This window comes from Collinsella sp. AM31-2AC (genome assembly GCF_003469285.1).
In the GTDB taxonomy this organism is placed as follows: Bacteria; Actinomycetota; Coriobacteriia; order Coriobacteriales; family Coriobacteriaceae; genus Collinsella; species Collinsella aerofaciens_AT.
Map to the genome: position 1 here is coordinate 1 of NZ_QSJB01000050.1, position 318 is coordinate 318.

A 318-nucleotide genomic window follows, 5' to 3' on the forward strand; every position below is an offset into this window, starting at 1 on the left:
AACTGCTCCAACAACTACGGCCCCTACCAGCACGTGGAGAAGTTCATCCCGCGCCAGATCACCAACATCATCGACGGTGTCCGCCCCAAGCTCTACGGGAAGGGCGAGAACGTCCGCGACTGGATCCACACCGAGGACCACTCCTCGGCCGTCTGGGACATCCTCACCAAGGGCCGCATGGGGGAGACCTACCTCATCGGCGCCAATGGGGAGAGGGACAACATCACCGTGCTCCGCATGATCCTCGAGGCGATGGGGCGCGACCCCGGGGACTTCGACTGGGTCGCCGACCGCCCCGGCCACGACCGCCGCTACGCC

1 protein-coding gene is annotated in these 318 nt (G+C 66.0%); it reads left to right on the top strand.

Going from position 1 to position 318, the window contains the following annotated elements:
• A partial coding sequence (locus DW796_RS10705) for an NAD-dependent epimerase/dehydratase family protein (RefSeq protein WP_233539729.1) occupies positions 1-318 on the top strand: 318 nt, incomplete at both ends.